The sequence below is a fragment of the Rahnella sp. JUb53 genome (assembly GCF_004346065.1).
Lineage (GTDB): Bacteria > Pseudomonadota > Gammaproteobacteria > Enterobacterales > Enterobacteriaceae > Rahnella > Rahnella variigena.
Genome location: NZ_SLYT01000015.1, coordinates 49,194 through 71,564, shown reverse-complemented (window position 1 = coordinate 71,564; position 22,371 = coordinate 49,194). Strand labels below are relative to the sequence as shown.

The window sequence follows — 22,371 nt, the reverse complement described above, 5'->3', positions numbered from 1 at the left end:
CAAGTGATGCGTTATGCCAGCCCGAGCGCGCGTTTCACCGGAGAGAAACTGCGTCGGTGATGTGCTGTTGCTCCAAGGCGGGCAAGGCTTTCGAGATGCACCGGCGTCGGGTAACCTTTGTGCTTCGCAAAACCATATTCAGGGAACTGAAGATCCAGTTCAACCATTTCGCGATCGCGGGTGACTTTAGCCAGAATTGAAGCCGCGCTGATTTCAGCGACTTTGCTGTCCCCTTTCACGACCGCCTGTGACGCCATCGGAAGTTTAGGGCAGCGGTTGCCATCAATCAGCACCATATCAGGCGTGATACCCAAACCAGCAACTGCTCTTTGCATGGCCAGCATGGTGGCATGCAGAATATTCAGTTCATCGATTTCATGGGGTTCAGCGCGGCCGAGGCTCCAGGCCAGCGCTTTCTCTTTTATCTCGATGTACAACGCCTCACGGCGCTTTTCAGACAGTTTTTTAGAATCCGCCAGACCTTTAATCGGATTGGCCGGATCGAGGATCACAGCAGCTGTCACTACAGCACCCACTAACGGGCCGCGTCCCACTTCATCCACACCCGCGATACAGACGGCCTGTGGATAGATAAATACATCGCTCATCGGTTTGCCAGCTCCATGACGGCCTGAGCAGCCTGTTCGTCTGCATCACGGCGGATACTTTCATGCAGTTCAAGGAACGTTTCACGCAGCGCGTGGCTTTTCTCTCCGCCAGCCAGTAAAGGCAGCAAGGCAGCAGAAAGCTTTTCAGGCACACATTCGGTTTGCAGTAATTCAGTGACGATTTCGCGTCTTGCCAGCAGGTTGGGCAATGAAACATATGGCGTTTTTACCAGACGCTCAGCCAGCCAGAACGTGAACGGTTTCATGCGATAACCCACCACCATCGGGCATTTTGCCAGCATACATTCGAGTGCAGCCGTCCCTGAAGCCAGCAATGCCGCATCACTGGCAATCATCGCTTCCCGGCCTTTGCCATCGAGCAAATAAGCAGGCAAATCAGGTGCAATTTCAGCCTTGATACGCTCGAACTGCTCGCGTCGTTTCGCATTCACCAGCGGGACAACGATATGCAAATCAGGATAGGTTTGTCGCAGTTGCAACGCGGTTTTCAGGAAATCTGCGCTGAGCATTTCCACTTCCGCATGACGACTCCCCGGCAATAACGCCAGGCAATGAACATCTTCAGGGATCCCCAATGCCAGACGTGCCGCCTGTTTGTCAGGATGCAACGGCATCGCATCAGCCATGGTGTGACCAATGAAACGGCAGGGAACATCGAATTTGTCATAGAACGCTTTTTCGAAAGGCAGGAATGCCAGAACTAAATCTGTCGCTTTACCGATTTTGAAAACGCGCTTTTGTCGCCAGGCCCAGACAGACGGGCTGACATAATGAATCGTGCGGATACCACGCTGTTTTAGGCGGCCTTCCAGCGTGATGTTAAAGTCCGGGGCATCGATGCCTACGAACACATCAGGCCGGAGCTCGCTAAAACGTTGGGTAAGATCTTTGCGGATTTTCAACAGGCGTGGCAGCCGTTCAAGCACTTCCACCACGCCCATCACCGCCAGTTCTTCCATTTCGTACCAGGCTTCGCATCCTTCCGCCTGCATCAGCGGACCTGCGACACCCACAAAACGGGCATCAGGATGATGCTTTTTTAAGGCTCGAATTAGCCCGGCGCCAAGAATGTCACCGGACGTTTCACCGGCCACCAGGCCAATTGTCAGAACAGGCTTTTGCATTGTTTTCCGTAGCGCAGATCAGCGAATAATGCCGCGTGTTGAGCGGGCAAAGAAGTCACTGAAGGGTTTAGCTTTCGGGAATTCAGCCGCAATTGCAGCGATTTCCGGCTGGGCTTCTTCCAACGTTTTACCGCTGCGATACAGTAATTTATAGGCATTGCGGATAGCATGCAGATCAGCTTTTTCGAAACCACGACGCTTAAGCCCTTCGATATTGATACCGAAAGGTGTTGCGTGGTTACCCTGCGCAATCACAAACGGAGGAACGTCCTGAGCAACGCCGGAACATCCACCCACCATGACATGCGCGCCGATAATACAGAACTGATGCACCGCCGTCATACCGCCAATGATCGCAAAATCATCAACTTCAACGTGACCACCGAGGGTCGCGTTGTTCGCCAGAATACAGCGATTACCAATGACGCAATCGTGAGCAATATGCGCGTTAACCATTAACAGATTATCGCTGCCCACTTTTGTCAGGCCACCGCCCTGAACGGTCCCACGATGAATGGTAACGCTCTCACGAATATTGTTGCGATCGCCGACCTCAACGCGTGTGGGTTCACCGGCATATTTCAGATCCTGGTTAATTTCACCAATGGAAACGAACTGGAATATGCGGTTATCGCAACCAATTTTGGTCACGCCATTAATCACTACGTGTGATTTAAGCTCAGTACCTTCACCAATTTCTACCTGGGATCCCACGTAGCAGAAAGGACCGATATGGACTCCGGCGCCGATCACGGCACCGTCTTCAACAATAGCGCTTGGATGAATAAAGGCGGTTTTATCAATCATGTATTAAGACTCCCGGCGACGGGCGCACATCATTGATGCCTCGCAAGCTATCTCACCATCAACTTTCGCGACACCTTTGAAACGAGCAACGCCACGACGCTCTTTAATGAATTCAACTTCCAGAACCATCTGGTCACCCGGCAAGACCGGACGTTTAAAGCGTGCATCGTCGATTGCTGCAAAGTAATACAATTCGCCCGGCTCCAGTTTTCCTACGCTTTTAAACGCCAGAATACCGGTGGCCTGAGCCATCGCTTCCAGAATCAAAACGCCTGGAAAAATAGGTTTACCCGGGAAATGCCCCTGGAAGAACGGTTCGTTAAAAGAAACGTTTTTCACGGCGCGCAAAAATTTCCCTTTTTCAAAGTCCAGCACGCGATCAACCAGCAAGAACGGGTAACGGTGCGGCAATAAATCCAGTATCTCTTCAATACGCAGAGTATGAGTGTCAGTAGTCAAAATACTCTTCCTGTCTATAAAAACTGATGGCATCAATAACACGGCCTGCCAGACCCCAAAACAAGGTCATCAGGCAGGCCGCAAATAGGAACGTATGTCGCAGGTTCACTCAACAAAGGGAACACAAAGCAGCATCGTAGGTGGTAATTAGTCTTTTTCGATTTTACGCTCGACAGCTTTCAAGCGCTTATTCATCTCGTCAATATTCATTACCAATGCAGCCGTCTTACGCCAAACTTTATTCGGTTGTAACGGGATACCGGAGGAGTATACCCCAGGTTCAGTGATTGGTCGCATCACCATTCCCATTCCCGTCACGACAGCCTGGTCACAAATCTCCATGTGACCGTTGATAACACTGGCTCCGCCGATTTGACAGTAGCGTCCGATTTTCAGACTACCGGCCATGATAACACCACCGGCAACCGCCGTATTGTCTCCAATCACGACGTTGTGTGCAATCTGGCATTGGTTATCAATAATAACGCCGTTGCTGATAATGGTGTCATCCAGCGCGCCACGGTCGATTGTGGTACACGCGCCAATTTCAACGCGGTCGCCGATAATCACCGTGCCAAGCTGAGGAATTTTGATCCAGTTACCGCGATCGTTAGCGTAACCAAAGCCATCAGCGCCAATCACTGTTCCGGACTGGATCAGACATTGTTCGCCAATCTCAACGCGATGGTAAATAGAAACGTTAGCCCAAAGGCGGGTTCCGGCCCCTATTTTTGCGTCTTTACCGATAAAGCAGCCTGCACCGATGATGACGTTGTCACCCAGTACAACGCCGGATTCGATAACTGCATTTGCGCCAACCGAGACATTCTTACCCAAAGTAGCACTGTCAGAAATCACCGCACTCGCAGCAATATCCTGTGCCGGTGCCGGAGTGGTATCCAGCAACTGCGCCATACGCGCATAGGTCAGGTAAGGGTTTTTAACCACTAATGCCGCTGTAGGGCAAAATGGCAGATCCGCTTCCGTCAACACTACGGCACCTGCATTGCAGGAAGCCAACTGTTCACGGTAACGGCTGTTTGATAAAAACGTGATTTGCTCAGAGTGTGCGGAATGCATTGAAGCAACGCCGGTGATGGCAATTTCGCCATCACCGTGCAATTGTGCATCCAACTGCTGTGCGAGATCAGCCAGTCGAATTGAAGACATGTTTATTTAACCTGTTTCAGCACATCAGCAGTAATATCTTTGTCATTGTTTGCATACGCGATGGCGTTTGCATCGATAACAACATCATAACCTTCTTTGCTCGCTACAGATTTCACAGCATCCTGAATACGGCTCAGGATTTTGTTACGTTCTTCAGCCTGACGACGACGGTTGTCTTGCTCGAACTGCTGCGCTTTAGAAGAGAAAGCTTCACGCTGAGCCATAACGTCTTTTTCAAGTTTAGAACGATCGCTGGCTTTCATAGTAGAGCCATCACGTTGCAGACGTTGCATTTTGGTTTGCAGATCACGTTCCTGAGACTGCAAATCTGTCGCACGGCTTTTGAACTCGTTTTCCAGCTGTTTTGCTACTGCTTCACGAGCAGGCATTTGTTGGAAAATGCTTGCTACGTTAACGATAGCAATTTTATCAGCAGCCTGAACGCTAGCTGAAGAAGCCATAACTAAACCGAGGCCTGCGGCATATAACCACTTTTTCACTATAAACTCCTTCCATCACCCGTTTGTGCCAGATGGCACAGTAAATTACACAAAACACCCGATATGAAAACAATACACGGGCCGAAACCCGTGTATCAAATCAGCATCTGGCCTTTGCGATTCTGCTGAACAAATTCTGCCCAGGCAGGACGTTACCAGGTTTTACCAATGTTAAACTGGAACTGTTCTGCCTTATCGCCTTCATATTTCTTAACTGGCTGTGCATAGGAGAAGACCAAGGGTCCCAGTGGAGACATCCACTGCAATGCAAGACCTGAAGAAACACGAATGTTGCCTGGTTTACTGTAGTCAGGAACGCCCGCGGCCTGAGACTCAGGGGTATTTTCCCAACCGGTATCCCAGACTGTACCACTGTCCACAAACAGGGAAGTACGCAGTGAGTTCGCGTATTTCTCGCTGACAAACGGAGTAGGAACAATCAGTTCCGCACTCAGCACTGCCATTGCGTTACCACCTACTGCATCGTTCGAGTTATCGATCGGACAGCCGCTGTAAGAGGTATTAGCAGTAGTACATTTGTAATACGCTGCTTTAGGACCGATGGTGTTCGACTGGAAACCACGAACACTGCTTGAACCGCCGGCATAGAAGTTATCGTAGAACGGCACTTCTTTACCGCCCAGACCATCTGCGTAACCTGCACGCGCACGGCCCATCAGCACCCAATCACGATCCTGATTCAGTGGCAAGTAACTGGTTGAATCGAATGTGATTTTGTAATATTCGTTATCAGAACCCGGAACAGTCACTTTACCGTTCAAGCTGGCTTTAGTCCCTGACGTCGGGAAGTAGCCACGGTCAAGGTTGTTATAACCCCAGCCGAGGTTGGCGAAGAAATCATTCGCACTGAAGTCAGCATCAGCATTATCACTGGTGGTCACCGGTGGTTTCAGGCCAACAGAGTTCAGATAACGGAACATAGCAATCTGTGGTTCCATATTGGACAGATCGTTATGGACATAATCCAGACCCAGACGTAATGAGTTGTTCTCATTAATCGGGAAGCCCAGGTTCCCGCCAATACCATAACTTCTGTTGGTATAGCTGGAGAGATCCGCATCATCAGCTTTAAAGTCGTTGTAGAAGATACGACCACCCAAACTTACGCCGTCAACGGTGAAGTATGGGTCAGTGATGGTGAATTCCGCGTACGTCTGGTAATCGTTTTTGGTACCGCTGATGCCGACAGAGTTACCCGTCCCCAGCCAGTTGTCCTGCTGAACACCGACCTGGAAGCTGACACCGCTTTCTGTACCGTAACCCACACCAAAGTTGAAGCTACCGGTGTTACGTTCTTTCACCTTGTAGACCACATCAACCTGATCCGGTGAACCCGGAACACGTTGCGTATCCACATCCACCGTTTCGAAGTAACCTAGACGGTTCAGACGCTCTTTGCCTTTATCGACCAGATCGTTGCCTAACCAGGCACCTTCCATCTGACGCATTTCACGGCGCAGTACGCTGTCTTTGCTGGTGTCATTGCCTTCAAAGCGGATGTGACGCACGTAGAAACGGTTACCCGCATCAACGTTGATGTGCAGCTTAACGGTTTTGTCTGCATCATTAATTTCTGGCTGTGTGGTCACACGTGGATAAGCGTAGCCATAACGCCCCAACATCTGTTTGATGTCGTTTTCCATTTTGGTGACTTTGGCGCCGTTATACAGCTCGCCTTTATCAATTTTAGTCAGGCTTTGAACTTCTGCTGAGTGACCCGCCATGCTGCCAGTCACTTCCACGCCAGAAAGTTTGTATTGCTCACCTTCTGTAATGTTCAGCGTGATGTAAATGCCTTTTTTGTCCGGCGTCAGGCTAACCTGAGTCGAATCAATATTGAAACGGGCATAACCGCGATCCAGGTAGAAACTGCGCAGGGTTTCAAGGTCACCCGCGAGTTTTTGTTTCTGGTATTTACGATCACCGACGACGTTCCACCATGGCACTTCATCACGCAGCTGGAAGCGTGAGATCAGCTCATCAGTCGTAAAGGCATGGTTACCCACGATGTTAATCTGCTGAATTTTGGCAGAAACACCTTCGGTAAAGACCAGTTTCAGGTCAACACGGTTACGCGGTAAAGGGGTCACAACCGCTTTCACCGACGCACTGTATTTACCCACGCTGTAATAGAAGTCTTCGAGACCTTTCTCGATACTGCCGATGGTGGTGCGGTCAAGCGCTTCGCCAACACGGACGCCAGAGGCTTCCAGGTTTTGCTTGAGCATGTCATCTTTTACCGATTTGTTACCGGAGAAAGTGATGCTGGCAATAGTTGGGCGTTCTTTGACCTGAACAATCAGAGAATCACCATCGCGCAGGACGCGGACGTCCTCAAAGTTGCCAGTGGCAAACAATGCACGAATGGTGTTACTGATATCATCGTCAGTAACCGTATCACCGACGCGAACCGGCATATTGAGTAACGCCGCACCGACGGCAACTCGCTGCAGGCCTTCGAAATGAATATCTTTCACTACGAAACCGTCTGCACCGTATACGGTGGCGCTGCCAAACAGCAGCGACGCTATGAGCAACTTTTTGATCGCCATCGTTGTTATGCGTTCTTCCTAACCTAATCTCCGGCCTTAAAGACGGGAGAAATCATTGAAAAGTGCAAGCCCCATCAACAACACCAGCAAAACTGAACCAATGCGGTAACTGAAGTCCTGAACTCGCTCGGAAACTGGCCCACCTTTTAGCTTTTCTATTGCGAGAAAAAGCAGGTGTCCACCATCTAATACCGGTAATGGGAAGAGGTTGATGATCCCCAGATTGACACTAATGAGTGCCAAAAACGTGAGGTAAGACACCAAACCATACTCTGCTGACATTCCTGCGCCCTGTGCGATGGATATTGGGCCACTCAGATTGTTCAGCTTCACATCTCCGGTAATTAACTTACCCAGCATGCTCACAGTGAGTTTCATCAGTTGCCAGGTTTTATCCCCGGCCTCATAAAACGCCACAAACGGACCATACTGACGGATTGTTTTAAATTCGTCAGGCAGCGGTATCACCTTCGGTACCACGCCAGCAAAACCCTGTATTTTGCCTTTACCTGCGGACTTCGTGTCCGGCGTTAATGTTAAAGCAACCGAATCCCCACCCCGCTCGACTTCCAGCGCAATAGGTTTACCCGGATTGTCACGAACCTGTATGACAAACGACTGCCAATTATCCAGAATCTGACCATCGACTTTAACGATCCTGTCCCCGGCTTGCAAACCCGCCTTTTGGGCGGCTGAATCAGGCTGCACTTCCTGCAGTACAGATTCTATCTGCGGACCTCTGGGAATCATACCCAGAGAAACAACCGGATCCTCCTTTTCAGGATCAAAATGCCATTGGCGCAAATCCAGAGTTTTCTCAACGACCTGAGATGAGCCAAACTGCGCAACCCCGACGGTCGTTTGATCATCACCAATTTCGCCCATTAACGCCATACGAACTGATTCCCAATCAGGCGTTTCGATACCCGCAACAGACTTAAGTTCCATACCTGAGGAAATATTCGATTGCGCAGCGATTGAATTAGCAGTGATATTCGCGATGACCGGACGCACGCTGGGCACGCCGATAACGAAGACCAGCCAGTACGCAAAAATGGCAAAAATGAAATTGGCAATCGGTCCGGCACTGATGATAGCAGCACGTTGCCAGACCTTTTTGTTATTGAATGATTGATGACGAAATTCAGGGGCAACGGCTTCGACTCGCTCGTCGAGCATTTTGACGTAGCCGCCAAGAGGAATAATGGCCAGTACATACTCAGTTCCCTGACGGTCGGTTCTGCGCCAGAGCGCACGGCCAAAACCGACAGAGAAACGTTCTACACGGACACCACAGCGACGAGCAACCCAGAAATGGCCGAACTCGTGCACGGTGATAAGCACCCCCAATGCGACGATAAAGGCGGCCAGGCTCCAGAGTATGTTCATCATATGTCTAACTATTCCTTAGAAACATCACCGTCTGCGACGGATTAATACACTAACAGCATCAGACAGGCGAATACAGGCACCGCAGCCGTCAGGCTGTCGATACGATCGAGTATTCCGCCGTGACCAGGGATCATATGACCACTGTCTTTGATTCCTGCCTCGCGTTTAAACATACTTTCCGTCAGGTCGCCCAGCACAGAAGCCAGCGCTGCGACAACGGAACAAATCAGCAGGATCGAAGGCTGCACAGTTAACGGTGCATAACGGCCAAACAACCAGGCTATCAGAGCTGACATCAGAAGCCCGCCGGCAAACCCTTCCCAGGTTTTTCCTGGCGAAACTTTGGGTGCCAGTTTGTGCTTACCAAATAATTTACCAAACAGGTAAGCGCCGGAGTCTGCTCCCCAGACGAGTAGCATCACATATAACAACCACCATGCGCCAGTGTGATGATTCTCAGCATAACCATATTGACGCAATGCGATCATGCCCCAGAAGAATGGCACAATCGTCAGCACACCAAATATTACCCGCAACACACGGGAATGGCGCCAGAATCCTGCCGACGCGGGATACCCCACGACTAACACAAGCGCCACACACCACCATGCAAGTCCGGCCCATAAAGAACCCCCAACCTGCATCAGATGCACACTTTGCTGATAAGCCGGTATGCTCAGCAACATGGCGGCCAGCAGAAAACCGCAGAGTATGGCAAGCCAGATACGCTGATTACGTGTTGCAAAACCGGCCAGTTGCCCCCACTCCCACGCCGCCAGCATGCACACCACTAAGGTGACGATGGCGAAACCTACCGGTGGTAGCAGAAAGAGTGCTGCAATAACAATCGGTATTAAAATCAAAGCTGTGATAATGCGATACTTCAGCAAATGTTCTCCCTAGGACGCATCAGCGCCGATAGGTGTAGTCCCTCCGAAACGGCGCTCGCGTTGTGCAAAAGCAGTCAGCGCACCTTCGAAGGTATTTTCATCAAAATCAGGCCAGAGGACATCGGTAAAATACAGCTCTGCATAGGCAATTTGCCACAACAGGAAATTACTGATCCTATGTTCCCCACCGGTTCTGATCACCAAATCGACGGGTGCCAGTTCGCTCATACAGATCGCTGAATTCAGCAATTCTTCTGTAATTTGCTCTGCCCGCAGTGTACCGGCTTCAACCTGACCAGCCAGTGTCTTAACGCCTTGAATAATATCCCATCGGCCACCGTAATTCGCAGCGATGTTGAGCGTCAAACCGTCATTATTTTGAGTAAGTGTTTCTGAACGACGAATGCGTTCCTGCAGACGAGCACTAAAGCGACTGACATCGCCGATGATTCGCAGCCTGACATTATGTTTGTGCAGACTTTTCACTTCACTGTCCAGAGCACGAACGAACAGTTCCATGAGTGCGGAAACTTCCTGAGCAGGGCGATTCCAGTTTTCACTACTAAAGGCATAAAGCGTGAGCGCATCGAGGTGATGACTGGCAGCAAAACTCACAGCTTTGCGCACTGACTTCACTCCCGCTTTATGACCAAATACCCTCATTTTACCCTGACGTTTTGCCCAGCGTCCGTTACCGTCCATGATAATGGCAACATGGCGAGGTTGAGAGCAACACATATCAGACATCTGTTGATTTTCGAGGGACATAACGCGTACTCACTTCCTTTTATCAGAACACAACGGCTTTCAGGCTGGCATAACGCTCTTCAGGCTTACTCCAGAACAACCGGCTGGCGCTGCACCTGTTTGTCGCTAATGCGACTACACGCGCAAAAAAGCCGTGTCTCCCTTTCAGGCACGGCTTAACTGACAACTCACCGATTCCACCTGTAACATTCAGTCTCTGAAAAGCCAAATCTACTGCCAGTGTGGCGCAGACTATACCATCTCAGTGTGATGCTAACAAACTGCTGCATAAGTACTAAAGCAGGCCTAGACCGCAAAAGTACGAAGTTTATCTTTCGCACGCGCCCTCGCCAATGCGTCTATATGCAACACTTCCTCAACAGAATCGGGTTCGGCACTGACAAGTTGCTCCATAACCTCGCGGTTAAGAGAAGCAATATCAGTAAAGCGGAGTTCACCATTGAGGAAAGCGGCGACGGAAATTTCATTGGCGGCATTCAGCGCCGTGGTAGCAGCCTGCCCGGTATTGCTGGCTTCAATCGCCAGTTGCAGGCACGGATAACGCGCATAATCAGGCGCACCGAAGGTCATGGCGCCCATTTTGCAGAAATCCAGCGCTTCGACTTCAGTCTTCACACGTTGCGGATAGGCCATCGCGTGTGCAATGGGTGTACGCATATCCGGTGAGCCCAGCTGAGCCAGCACACTTCCGTCGCAATACCGGACCATCGAGTGGATCACAGATTGCGGATGAATAATAACTTCCATCTCTGCGGCGGAGGCATTAAACAACCAGCGCGCTTCAATGTACTCAAGGCCTTTATTCATCATGGTGGCCGAATCCACTGAAATCTTGCGCCCCATTGACCAGTTTGGATGAGCACAGGCCTGGTCAGGCGTCACATCGCTAAACTGATTCAAAGGGAGTTCGCGGAACGGGCCGCCGGAGCCGGTCAGGATAATGCGGGAAATGCCATGTTCTTTGAGAGAAGCAAACCCCAGCTGTTTTTGAACAGCCTCAGGCAGGCTCTGGAAAATCGCATTGTGTTCACTATCGATAGGCAGAAGCTGAGACTGACTTTGACGAACGGCATCCATAAAGATACGTCCGCAGGTGACCAGCGACTCTTTGTTGGCCAGAAGCACCTGTTTACCGGCACGGACCGCAGCGAGTGTCGGTAACAAGCCCGCAGCACCCACGATAGCCGACATCACCTGATCCACATCATCAAGGGCCGCAAGTTCTATGGCAGCATCTTGACCAGAAAGCACTTCTGTACGGCATCCCTGTTCAGCCAGGATAGCTCTCAGCGCGCGGGCAGAGGCTTCATCCGCCATGGAAGCGTAAGCAGGTTGAAATTCAAGACACTGCTGCGCCATAACGTCAACATTGCGCCCTGCAACCAGTGCTTTAACGGTGAAGTCGTCAGGATTAGACCGGACAACGGAAAGCGTGCTGGTGCCGACAGACCCTGTCGAACCAAGAATAGTCATTTGTTTCATGAAAATGCCCGGGATAGCGCTCGTAAATTCGGAAAGTGCACAGTCTGAAACCTCTTATCCGGCTTGTCTATGAGATTGTGCGAACCGGTAAAAGAATTAAAGTCCGTTAAAAACAAAGCGCCGCAATTGCGGCGCTTTGGAGGAAGCAGAAAGTTGGATCAGAACTCCATTAACTCGGCTTCTTTCTCTGTCAGAGCAACGTCGATTTTCTTGATGAAAATATCAGTCAGTTTCTGAATGTCGTCCTGAGAACGCCGATCTTCATCTTCGCTGATTTCTTTATCTTTCAACAGAGCTTTGGTTTTATCGTTCGCATCGCGACGCACGTTACGCACAGACACACGGCCCTGCTCTGCTTCGCCACGAACAACCTTGATCAAATCTTTACGACGTTCTTCGGTCAGTGCTGGCAGTGGAACGCGGATAGTCGCGCCTGCTGAAGAAGGGTTCAGACCCAGATCAGAGGTCATGATCGCTTTTTCTACCGCTGCGCTGATTGAACGGTCAAATACGGAGATTGCCAGAGTACGGGAATCTTCAACAGTCACCTGGGCCAGTTGGCGTAAAGGTGTCGCTGAACCGTAGTATTCCACCATGATGCCATCCAGGATGCCTGGTGAAGCACGGCCGGTGCGGATTTTGCTGATATGCGTTTTGAATGATTCGACGCATTTTTCCATACGAATTTCAGCGTCTTTTTTGATTTCGTTAATCACGTTGTTAACCTTTGAAAGCGGGTTACCTGGCAGACCATAACATCAGTATAGTCCGTGAATACTCATGCCAGCAGAGGCTGGCTGAACGCAATGTTCAATTGTGAAGGATCACTCCGCTTTAGAAATCAGCGTCCCTTCATTTTCACCCATCACCACGCGACGCAGTGCGCCAGGCTTATTCATGTTGAAAACACGAATTGGCAGATTGTGATCGCGAGCCAGCGTAAAGGCCGCCAGATCCATCACTTTCAATTCCTGTTCCAGCACTTCCTGATAGGTCAGTCTTTCATACAGCGTAGCTTCCGGGTTTTTCACCGGATCCGCGGAATACACGCCGTCAACTTTGGTGGCTTTTAATACCACATCAGCTTCGATTTCGATACCACGCAGACAGGCTGCTGAGTCAGTGGTAAAGAAAGGATTGCCGGTACCGGCGGAGAAAATCACCACACGGTTATGACGCAGCAAGCTGATAGCTTCAGCCCAGCTGTAATTATCACAAACACCGTTCAAAGGGATTGCAGACATCAGGCGCGCGTTTACATAGGCACGGTGTAATGCATCGCGCATTGCCAGGCCGTTCATGACAGTCGCCAGCATACCCATATGGTCGCCTACAACACGATTCATGCCCGCCTGTGCGAGGCCCGCGCCACGGAACAGGTTACCGCCGCCGATCACAACACCTACCTGAATGCCGAGTTCGACCAGCTCTTTTACTTCCTGAGCCATACGATCTAATACACTCGCGTCGATACCAAAACCTTCACTGCCCTGCAGGGCTTCGCCACTGAGTTTGAGCAGGATACGTTGATAAACGGGTTTCGCATTGGTAGCCATGGTGTCTGTCCTAGAAGCAATGTGTCTTAATGGATAGTCGGTCTTTACATCATAGCGCCGCCAGAATGACTTTACGCACAATGTAATAGGAATTTGGGGCTGGATAAAACGGAACCGCCCTTTCGCAGCGGTTCCATTTTAGGGTGTATCAGATACTGATTAAGACTGTTTAGTCATTGCTGCAACTTCAGCAGCAAAGTCAGTCTCAACTTTCTCGATACCTTCGCCCACTTCAAAGCGGATGAAGTTAGTCACATCAGCGTTGTGTTCTTTCAGAACCTGACCAACAGTTTTGCTTGGGTCGATAACGAAAGGCTGACCAGTCAGAGAAACTTCGCCGGTGAATTTCTTCATGCGGCCTTCAACCATTTTCTCTGCAATTTCTTTCGGCTTGCCAGACTGCATCGCGATGTCCAGCTGAACCTGATACTCTTTTTCTACTACTTCGGCAGACACATCTTCAGGCTTAACGAATTCTGGTTTGCTTGCTGCAACGTGCATTGCAATTTGCTTAACCAGTTCTTCATCAGCGCCAGTAGCTGCGATCAGAACACCGATACGTGCGCCGTGCAGGTAGCTGCCCAGCACATCGCCTTCAAGGATCTGAACGCGACGGATGTTGATGTTCTCACCGATTTTAGCAACCAGCTGAATACGCTCTTCTTCGAACTGAGCTTTCAGAACGTCAACGTCAGTCACTTTGCCTGCAACAGCAGCGTCCAGCACTTTGTCAGCGAAAGCCTGGAAACCAGCATCTTTAGCGACGAAGTCAGTCTGGCAGTTAACTTCCAGAATCACGCCGAAGTTGCCTTCGATTTTGGTTTTGATCACGCCGTCAGCAGCTACGTTGCCTGCTTTTTTCGCAGCTTTGATCGCGCCAGATTTACGCATGTTTTCGATTGCCAGCTCGATGTCGCCATTCGCTTCAACCAGAGCTTTCTTACAATCCATCATGCCAGCGCCAGTACGTTCGCGCAGTTCTTTTACCAGGGCAGCGGTAATATCAGCCATTGTATTTTCCTCGATTATCTCAGTGCAAAAAGGTTTTTTGCGGTGAGATATTTCTCGCATTTAAGATAAGCAAAGGGGGCCAATAAAGGCCCCCTAACCAACATATTTCAATACCTGGTTAATAAGGGCTCTGCTGAGCTTGCCTTATTATTCAGCTTCTACGAAGCTTTCTTCTGCCTGAACAGCCAGATCTTGCGAACGGCCTTCACGAACAGTGGCAGCAACAGCGCTCAGGTACAGATTTACTGCACGGATTGCGTCATCGTTACCAGGGATAACAAAGTCAACGCCATCCGGATCGGAGTTGGTATCAACAATGGAGAATACCGGGATACCCAGGTTGTTAGCTTCTTTGATTGCAATGTGTTCGTGATCAGCGTCGATTACGAACAGAGCATCAGGAAGACCACCCATATCCTTGATACCACCCAGGCTGTTTTCCAGCTTAGCCAGTTCACGAGTACGCATCAGCGCCTCTTTCTTGGTCAGCTTCTCGAAAGTACCGTCCTGAGACTGAACTTCCAGATCTTTCAAACGTTTGATGGACTGACGAACAGTTTTCCAGTTAGTCAGCATGCCGCCCAACCAGCGATGGTTCACGAAGAACTGGTCGCAGTTGTGTGCAGCTTCTTTTACCGCTTCGCTTGCTGCGCGTTTAGTACCAACGAACAGGATCTTACCTTTACGGGAGGAGATCTTCTGCAACTCAGCCAGAGCTTCGTTGAACATTGGAACAGTTTTCTCAAGGTTGATGATGTGAACCTTGTTACGAGCGCCGAAGATGAATGGCTTCATTTTCGGGTTCCAGTAACGGGTTTGGTGACCGAAGTGAACACCGGCCTTGAGCATGTCGCGCATGGAAACAGTTGCCATGATAAAACCTCTATTAAGTAGTTGGGGTTATGCCTCCACGTATCCCATACAACCGACCCCGAAGAACGAATTCCCAAGGCACCCCGGCGTATGTGTCGATACGTGTGTGTTATTACTTACGTGAATAAGTACACAATGAGTGATTTTGGCTTTAATCCCTCAGCGTCGTAAGACCCAGAGCGGATTGCCGGCGCGCTTTATATCATAAATAACGGCCGGACAGCAACTTTTGTTCACCGAATTGCTTAGCGGGAAATGATAGTTTGGCAGCAAATATCAGGGCTGATACCATAAGCCACAGCTAATTATTGACGACATCGGTGTAGAAATAAAGCACACCTGATGCACAGAACCTGCAGGACAACACATGGCTATTTCAATCAAAACCCCTGAAGACATCGAAAAAATGCGCGTTGCTGGCCGTCTGGCCGCCGAAGTGCTGGAAATCATTGAGCCTTTCGTCAAACCTGGCGTGAGCACCGGTGAGCTTGATCGCATTTGTGCCGATCACATCGTGAACAAACAAAAAGCGGTTTCTGCTTGTCTGGATTACCACGGTTTCCCGAAATCTGTCTGCATTTCCATTAACGAAGTGGTATGTCACGGTATTCCGAGCGACGACAAAATCCTTAAAGATGGCGATATCGTCAATATCGATGTCACCGTGATTAAAGACGGTTTCCACGGCGACACCTCCAAGATGTTCATTGCGGGCAAACCGACGATTCTGGGTGAGCGTCTTTGCCGCATCACGCAGGAAAGCCTGTATATCGCGCTGCGCATGATCAAACCGGGTATCCGTCTGCGTACACTGGGTAAAGAGATCCAGAAATTCGTCGAAGCTGAGAAATTCTCTGTGGTTCGCGAATACTGCGGTCACGGTATCGGTGAAGGTTTCCACGAAGAACCTCAGGTTCTGCATTACGATGCAGATGACGGCGGCGTGGTATTACAGGCTGGTATGGCTTTCACGGTTGAACCGATGGTCAACGCCGGTGATTTCCGTATCCGCACCATGAAAGATGGCTGGACCGTAAAAACTAAAGATCGCAGCTTGTCGGCTCAGTACGAGCATACTATTGTGGTGACAGATAACGGTTGTGAAATTATGACGCTGCGTAAGGATGACACCATCCCGGCTATTCTGACGCACGACTAACAGTCGCCCGCTCTGCGGAGAGGGTATAAATCTGTGAATCAAACCGGCGAAAGCCGGTTTTTTTATCTTTCACGTTTATTGGTCTCTCACGTGTAGGGCTGCGCACCCATGATTGAAAATTTTCCGGCTGAAAAGAGCCTGCAACCACAAACCACGCAGGATCTTACCCACACTTTCCCGCCACAACCTGCCTCCCCTTCTGTCTATCCGGATGACGATTTAAACCGTCAGAGTCTGAAACAGCATATGGAACAGTTTCAGGTATGGCTGGCGGATGCCTTCAATGCCGGGCAACGGGCGGAAGAGCTGGTGGATGCGCGAACGCATTACATCGACCAGCTACTGCAACGTCTGTGGACGTTCTACGGGTTCGACAATATCCCTGAAACCGCGATGGTGGCCGTCGGTGGTTACGGCCGCGGCGAGCTGCATCCTTTATCCGATATTGATGTGCTGGTACTGAGCCAGAAACGCCTCAACGACGAACAGGCGCTGCGGATTGGCGAGCTGATCACTTTGCTGTGGGATCTCAAACTGGAAGTCGGCCACAGTGTCCGCACTCTGGAAGAGTGCCTGTTAGAAGGTCTGGCCGATTTAACCGTTGCGACTAACCTTATCGAATCACGCCTGATTTGCGGCGATGTGGCGCTGTTTCTCAGTATGCAGAAACACATTTTCAGCGACGGGTTCTGGCCTTCGCCGAATTTTTTCCGCGCTAAAATAGCAGAGCAGAATGAGCGCCATCAGCGTTATCACGGCACCAGCTATAACCTTGAGCCGGACATCAAGAGCAGTCCGGGCGGCCTGCGTGATATCCACACTATTCTGTGGGTGGCCCGCCGCCATTTTGGCGCCACATCGCTCGATGAAATGGTGGCCTTTGGCTTCCTGACCAAAGCTGAGCGCAACGAGCTGCTGGAGTGTCAGAGCTTCCTGTGGCGTATCCGTTTCGCCCTGCATCTGGTGTTGCCAAGATACGATAACCGCCTGCTGTTCGACCGTCAGCAAAGCGTGGCGCAGCTGTTGCAGTATCAGGGCGAAGGCAATCAGCCGGTCGAACGCATGATGAAAGATTTCTATCGCATGACCCGCCGGGTCGGCGAGCTGAATCAGATGTTATTGCAGTTGTTCGATGAAGCGATTCTGGCGATTGGCCCGAATGAAAAACCACGCCCGCTGGATGAACATTTTCAGTTACGCGGCGACCTTATCGATCTGCGCGACGAATCCCTGTTCGATACCCACCCGGAAACCATCATCGGCATGTTCCACCTGATGGTGCGTCACCGTGAAATCAAAGGGATTTACTCGACGACCGTGCGTTTACTGCGCCATGCGCGCCGCCATCTGAAAGAGCCGCTGTGCATGATCCCGCAGGCACGCGAAATGTTTATGGCGATTCTGCGTCATCCGGGTGCCGTGTCGCGTGCGCTGGTGCCGATGCACCGCCACAGCGTGTTGTGGGCGTATATGCCGCAATGGGGACAAATCGTCGGGCAGATGCAGTTCGACCTGTTCCACGCCTATACGGTCGATGAACACACCATCCGCGTGCTGCAAAAACTGGAAAGTTTTGCCCATGAAGAGACGCGACCAAAGCATCCTTTGTGCGTGGAATTGTACCCGCGCCTGCCGCAGCCTGAACTGCTGCTGATGGCCGCGCTGTTCCACGATATCGCCAAAGGCCGCGGTGGCGATCACTCGATTCTTGGCGCGCAGGATGTGCTGGAGTTTGCCGAACTGCACGGGCTTAATTCCCGTGAAACTCAGCTGGTCGCCTGGCTGGTTCGTTGTCACTTACTGATGTCAGTAACAGCGCAACGCCGCGATATTCAGGATCCTAATGAAATTCAGCAATTCGCTGCGGAAATGCAGACCGAAGTCCGTCTGCGCTATCTGGTCAGCCTGACCGTAGCCGATATTTGTGCCACCAACGAAACTCTGTGGAACAGCTGGAAGCAGAGCCTGATACGTGAGCTGTATTTCGCCACCGAGAAACAGCTGCGCCGCGGTATGCAAAATACGCCGGATCTGCGCGAGCGCGTACGTCATCACCGCCTGCAGGCGCTGGCCTTGCTGCGCATGGATAATATTGATGAGGAAGCGTTGCACCGCATCTGGAGCCGCTGCCGGGCGGATTACTTCCTGCGTCACTCACCGAATCAGCTGGCGTGGCACGCAAGACATCTGCTGGAGCACGACTCCACCAAACCGCTGGTGCTGGTTAGCCGTCAGGCAACGCGCGGCGGTACAGAGATATTTATCTGGAGCCCTGACCGTCCGTATCTGTTTGCCACCGTTGCCGGTGAGCTGGACAGGCGTAACCTGAGCATTCATGACGCGCAGATTTTCACCAATCGCGACGGCATGGCGATGGATACCTTTATCGTGCTCGAACCGGACGGCAGCCCGCTGGCACAGGATCGCCATGAAGCAATCCGTTATGCGCTGGAACAGTCGATGACGCAGGCTTATCAGCCGCCGCGCGCCCGACGTCCTTCGCCGAAACTGCGTCATTTCAGCGTACAGACCGAAGTCAGTTTCCTGCCAACACATACCGACCGCCGCACGTATATGGAACTGGTGGCGCTGGATCAGCCCGGTCTGCTGGCACGCGTCGGGGAAGTGTTCTCTGACCTGGGACTGTCGCTGCACGGTGCGCGCATCTCAACCATCGGCGAACGCGTAGAAGATTTATTTATTCTTGCCAACAGTGAGCGCCGTGCGCTGGATAAGCAAACTCGTCAGGAAATCACACGCCGATTAACTGAGGCACTCAACCCTGGCGATAAAATGTGATACAAGTACCACTATCTTTTAAAACCAATTCAGGAAAGAGAACAGGATGCAGCAACTACAAACCGTTATTGAACAAGCCTTCGAGCGCCGTGCAGACATTACTCCGGCTAACGTTGACAGCGTAACGCGCGACGCCATCACTCAGGTTATCAACAAAATCGACAGCGGCGAATTGCGCGTGGCTGAGAAGATTGATGGCGAATGGGTGACGCATCAGTGGCTGAAGAAAGCGGTACTGCTCTCGTTCAGAATCAATGACAATCAGGTGATGGAAGGCGGAGAAAGCCGTTACTTCGATAAAGTGCCAATGAAATTCGCGGACTACGATGAAGCGCGTTTCCAGCGTGAAGGTTTCCGCGTGGTGCCACCTGCTGCCGTGCGTAAAGGCGCATTCATTGCACGCAACACCGTACTGATGCCTTCTTACGTCAACATCGGCGCATACGTTGATGAAGGCACCATGGTTGATACCTGGGCGACGGTAGGTTCTTGCGCGCAGATCGGTAAAAACGTACACCTGTCCGGCGGCGTAGGCATCGGCGGCGTTCTGGAGCCTTTGCAGGCTAACCCGACCATCATCGAAGACAACTGCTTCATCGGCGCGCGTTCTGAAATCGTTGAAGGCGTGATTGTCGAAGAAGGCTCAGTGATTTCCATGGGCGTTTACATCGGCCAGAGCACCAAAATTTATGACCGCGAAACGGGCGAAGTACATTATGGTCGCGTCCCTGCGGGCTCCGTTGTCGTTTCCGGCAACCTGCCTTCTAAAGACGGTAAATACAGCCTGTATTGTGCTGTGATCGTCAAGAAAGTAGATGCGAAAACTCTGGGCAAAACCGGCCTGAATGAGTTATTGCGAACCATCGACTAAGATTAAAAATAGCGGGTCATCAGTTACCCGCTATTTTTTTATCTTGTTGATAGCAAATTGTGTCATTAATCAACGATTCGAATTCTTCTTCGGTTCATCATGACCGTTAAATATTCTCCTAAACGAAGGTAGCGCTATGTATGACAATCTGAAAAGCCTGGGCATTAATAATCCCGACGATATTGATCGTTACAGCCTGCGTCAGGAGGCCAATAACGACATTCTGAAGATCTACTTCCGCAGAGATAAAGGTGAGTTTTTTGCTAAAAGCGTGAAATTTAAATATCCACGCCAGCGCAAAACCATCGTTGCCGATAACACAGGGCAAGGTTATAAAGAAATTCATGAAATCAGCCCTAACCTGCGCTATGTAATTGATGAACTGGACCAAATCTGCCAGCGCGATCAGGTTGAAGTGGATCTGAAGCGTAAAATTCTTGATGACCTGCGTCACCTGGAATCCGTTGTAGCGAATAAGATTACTGAAATTGAATCCGATCTGGAAAAACTGACCAGCGGTCGCTGATTATTCGCAGCCAGAAGATTGAGAAAGTAAAAAGGTCAGGCATTTGCCTGACCTTTTTTATTGTGCGCAGAAAAGACTGCTGCGAAATTATTTAAGCAACTGGCCCCATTTTTCCACCCAGGGAACAGCGACCGTTTCCGGCTCGGCGGTTTCCATCGCATCAATTTCCAGCAATTCGCCGATACGCGACGCGCCCTGCTCCTGCAATAAATCATCCAGCTTATGGCCGCCGCCACAGAAATGATCGTAGCTGATATCACCCAGCGCAATCATACCGTAGCGCAGTTCGGGCTGATAACCGACAGTGTCACGGATCGCGGCATACAAAGGCGCGATGCTGTCCGGCAAATCGCCCTGACCGGTGGTTGAAGTCACAATCAGGACAAAATGATGACGGTAATACTGCCAGGCTTCCAGCGTGCCTTCTTCGAACAATTTGACGTCATGGCCCTGGCCTTTCAGCACGGTTTCCGCTTCTTCTGCTACCAGTAACGCATTGCCGTACACCGTACCGACGAAAATTCCGACTTCTGCCATGAGTTTCACTCCTGTGTGATGCCAATATTTCAATCAAAGGACTTAAATTTGTGGACTATCCTGACCGCAAGTTTCTGCAAACTCAACCCTTTCAAGCTCAGGGATTTTTCCCTGCCAGCCAAACTGTGTCACTACATTCTGCCAGCGAGGATCCCAGCGAGCATTCAAGGAAAGAGGTTCACCGGTTACCGGATGTGGCAATTGCATATGACTGGCATGGAGCATCAGCCCAGAACAGCCAAAATGCTGCGTCATGCCACGGTTTTGCTTTAAATCGCCGTGCGCGCTGTCACCGATAATCGGGTGACGCAAATGCGACATATGACGGCGCAACTGATGCTTACGGCCAGTTTCCGGTTTCAGTTCCATCAGACTGTAGCGCGCGGTGTCGTAACGTCCTACAGCCACTGGCATTTCGACCTGTGCGACGACGCGATAATGCGTCACTGCAGGCTGTGGCGCTTTATCCGGATCCGCAAACTTATCAGCGATTTTATCCAGCTCTTCGGTCAGCGCGTAATCCAGGGTGCCGTCTTGTGGCACATACCCGCGGACTACGGCGTGATAGGTTTTGCTCATCTGATTATTTTCGAACTGCTGCGACAGCAAACGAGCCACTTCGCTGGACAGCGCCAGCAGCAAAACGCCCGACGTCGGCTTATCCAGCCGGTGAACCGTAAACACATGCTGACCAATCTGATCACGCAATGTTTGCATCACAAACACCGTTTCATGGCGGTCCAGCCAGCTGCGATGAACCAGCATGCCCGCAGGTTTATTCACTGCGACCAGATGTTCGTCCTGATACAAAATTTCCAGCATGTCAGTCTTCTATATTCAGCAAATCGTCGAGGCGTTGCAGCTGTGTCAGCAAACGGAGTGCTTCCGGCATCGCTACTTCAAAATAGGGGGTGATAGCAAAACGGGTTGGCAGTGGCGCCTGAGCTTCCAGCAACGCGTACATACGGGGAACCAGCACCCATTGCAGCCATTGCTCAGCAGACATGGTATCCACAGAAAACGGCTCTTTGCTTTCAAAGGCTTCCGCTTCCGGCGGCGTGGCGTGCCACAACTTGTCATCACGCATGACCTGCTCGATATCTTCTAAAATCTGGCGAACCTGGTTTTCTGTATTCATCAATGACTCTCTTCGTTCATGGCCCCGGGCAGCCTCCGCCGGGGGCGCAAAGCATAACATTGAAGGACTGATGCCCCAACTTTCTGCATCGTATCCAATTAATCAAT

General features: G+C 50.8%; 22 protein-coding genes. 4 read left to right on the top strand and 18 right to left on the bottom strand.

From position 1 onward, the window contains the following. Nucleotides 1-11 precede the first annotated feature (11 nt). The 15 genes from rnhB to rpsB all read right to left on the bottom strand — a co-directional run bounded on the left by rnhB (nt 12) and on the right by rpsB (nt 15,234). A complete protein-coding gene (gene rnhB, locus EC840_RS23880) occupies nt 12-608 on the bottom strand; it encodes a ribonuclease HII (RefSeq protein WP_113878217.1) in 597 nt (198 codons plus the stop codon). Then, a complete protein-coding gene (lpxB, locus tag EC840_RS23875) occupies nt 605-1,753 on the bottom strand; it encodes a lipid-A-disaccharide synthase (RefSeq protein ID WP_132967283.1) in 1,149 nt (382 codons plus the stop codon). The genes rnhB and lpxB overlap by 4 nt, the downstream gene beginning before the upstream one ends. Before the next feature lie 18 nt (nt 1,754-1,771). Further along, entirely contained in the window at nt 1,772-2,560 is a 789-nt protein-coding gene (gene lpxA / locus EC840_RS23870; protein WP_113878219.1) for an acyl-ACP--UDP-N-acetylglucosamine O-acyltransferase, read from the bottom strand. Between the two features lie 3 nt (nt 2,561-2,563). Further along, the gene (gene fabZ, locus EC840_RS23865) at nt 2,564-3,052 is read right to left on the bottom strand and encodes a 3-hydroxyacyl-ACP dehydratase FabZ (RefSeq protein ID WP_120163110.1); all 489 of its coding nucleotides are present in this window, start codon (nt 3,050-3,052) and stop codon (nt 2,564-2,566) included. Between the two features lie 114 nt (nt 3,053-3,166). Beyond that, nucleotides 3,167-4,189 (bottom strand): UDP-3-O-(3-hydroxymyristoyl)glucosamine N-acyltransferase, encoded by a 1,023-nt coding sequence (gene lpxD / locus EC840_RS23860; RefSeq protein WP_112288333.1) that lies wholly within the window; start codon nt 4,187-4,189, stop codon nt 3,167-3,169. Between the two features lie 2 nt (nt 4,190-4,191). Further along, on the bottom strand, nt 4,192-4,689 hold the full coding sequence (skp, locus tag EC840_RS23855) for a molecular chaperone Skp (RefSeq protein WP_112288332.1): 498 nt from the start codon (nt 4,687-4,689) through the stop codon (nt 4,192-4,194). A 152-nt stretch (nt 4,690-4,841) separates the two neighbouring features. Continuing rightward, nucleotides 4,842-7,262 (bottom strand): outer membrane protein assembly factor BamA, encoded by a 2,421-nt coding sequence (gene bamA, locus EC840_RS23850; protein WP_112288331.1) that lies wholly within the window; start codon nt 7,260-7,262, stop codon nt 4,842-4,844. A gap of 36 nt (nt 7,263-7,298) precedes the next feature. After that, nucleotides 7,299-8,654 carry a sigma E protease regulator RseP gene (gene rseP, locus EC840_RS23845; protein WP_132967281.1) on the bottom strand — a complete coding sequence of 452 codons (1,356 nt, stop codon included), beginning with the start codon at nt 8,652-8,654 and terminating at the stop codon, nt 7,299-7,301. Between the two features lie 41 nt (nt 8,655-8,695). After that, a complete protein-coding gene (cdsA, locus tag EC840_RS23840) occupies nt 8,696-9,544 on the bottom strand; it encodes a phosphatidate cytidylyltransferase (RefSeq protein ID WP_112288329.1) in 849 nt (282 codons plus the stop codon). A 9-nt stretch (nt 9,545-9,553) separates the two neighbouring features. Next, nucleotides 9,554-10,312 carry a (2E,6E)-farnesyl-diphosphate-specific ditrans,polycis-undecaprenyl-diphosphate synthase gene (ispU, locus tag EC840_RS23835; protein ID WP_112288328.1) on the bottom strand — a complete coding sequence of 253 codons (759 nt, stop codon included), beginning with the start codon at nt 10,310-10,312 and terminating at the stop codon, nt 9,554-9,556. 285 nt (nt 10,313-10,597) lie between these two features. Next, a complete protein-coding gene (gene ispC / locus EC840_RS23830; protein ID WP_129638934.1) occupies nt 10,598-11,794 on the bottom strand; it encodes a 1-deoxy-D-xylulose-5-phosphate reductoisomerase in 1,197 nt (398 codons plus the stop codon). 158 nt (nt 11,795-11,952) lie between these two features. Beyond that, nucleotides 11,953-12,510, bottom strand: a complete 558-nt coding sequence (gene frr / locus EC840_RS23825; protein WP_112288326.1) for a ribosome recycling factor — start codon at nt 12,508-12,510, stop codon at nt 11,953-11,955. A 108-nt stretch (nt 12,511-12,618) separates the two neighbouring features. Then, complete coding sequence (gene pyrH, locus EC840_RS23820) at nt 12,619-13,350, bottom strand: UMP kinase (protein WP_095923215.1); 732 nt, start codon at nt 13,348-13,350, stop codon at nt 12,619-12,621. A gap of 159 nt (nt 13,351-13,509) precedes the next feature. Beyond that, complete coding sequence (gene tsf / locus EC840_RS23815) at nt 13,510-14,361, bottom strand: translation elongation factor Ts (protein ID WP_112288325.1); 852 nt, start codon at nt 14,359-14,361, stop codon at nt 13,510-13,512. Nucleotides 14,362-14,508: 147 nt separating this feature from the next. Beyond that, complete coding sequence (rpsB, locus tag EC840_RS23810) at nt 14,509-15,234, bottom strand: 30S ribosomal protein S2 (RefSeq protein WP_095923217.1); 726 nt, start codon at nt 15,232-15,234, stop codon at nt 14,509-14,511. Between the two features lie 367 nt (nt 15,235-15,601). Here rpsB and map point away from each other — a divergent pair, with 367 nt between their 5' ends. The 4 genes from map to EC840_RS23790 all read left to right on the top strand — a co-directional run bounded on the left by map (nt 15,602) and on the right by EC840_RS23790 (nt 20,589). Further along, complete coding sequence (gene map, locus EC840_RS23805) at nt 15,602-16,393, top strand: type I methionyl aminopeptidase (protein WP_113878223.1); 792 nt, start codon at nt 15,602-15,604, stop codon at nt 16,391-16,393. A gap of 108 nt (nt 16,394-16,501) precedes the next feature. Continuing rightward, nucleotides 16,502-19,192: a bifunctional uridylyltransferase/uridylyl-removing protein GlnD gene (gene glnD / locus EC840_RS23800; protein WP_165353147.1), complete on the top strand. Its 2,691-nt coding sequence runs from the start codon at nt 16,502-16,504 to the stop codon at nt 19,190-19,192. A 46-nt stretch (nt 19,193-19,238) separates the two neighbouring features. Then, nucleotides 19,239-20,063, top strand: a complete 825-nt coding sequence (gene dapD / locus EC840_RS23795) for a 2,3,4,5-tetrahydropyridine-2,6-dicarboxylate N-succinyltransferase (RefSeq protein ID WP_101079222.1) — start codon at nt 19,239-19,241, stop codon at nt 20,061-20,063. A 136-nt stretch (nt 20,064-20,199) separates the two neighbouring features. Next, the gene (locus EC840_RS23790) at nt 20,200-20,589 is read left to right on the top strand and encodes a DUF3461 family protein (protein WP_132967279.1); all 390 of its coding nucleotides are present in this window, start codon (nt 20,200-20,202) and stop codon (nt 20,587-20,589) included. 87 nt (nt 20,590-20,676) lie between these two features. On the opposite strand, the gene EC840_RS23785 is transcribed toward EC840_RS23790, so the two are convergent. From EC840_RS23785 to EC840_RS23775, 3 genes are read right to left on the bottom strand one after another with little or no spacing between them, the layout of a single operon-like run. After that, a complete protein-coding gene (locus EC840_RS23785) occupies nt 20,677-21,126 on the bottom strand; it encodes a flavodoxin (RefSeq protein WP_112288322.1) in 450 nt (149 codons plus the stop codon). A gap of 42 nt (nt 21,127-21,168) precedes the next feature. Then, nucleotides 21,169-21,948 (bottom strand): tRNA pseudouridine(65) synthase TruC, encoded by a 780-nt coding sequence (gene truC, locus EC840_RS23780; RefSeq protein WP_112288321.1) that lies wholly within the window; start codon nt 21,946-21,948, stop codon nt 21,169-21,171. A 1-nt stretch (nt 21,949) separates the two neighbouring features. Continuing rightward, a complete protein-coding gene (locus tag EC840_RS23775; protein ID WP_112288320.1) occupies nt 21,950-22,264 on the bottom strand; it encodes a YqcC family protein in 315 nt (104 codons plus the stop codon). Nucleotides 22,265-22,371: the final 107 nt, after the last annotated feature.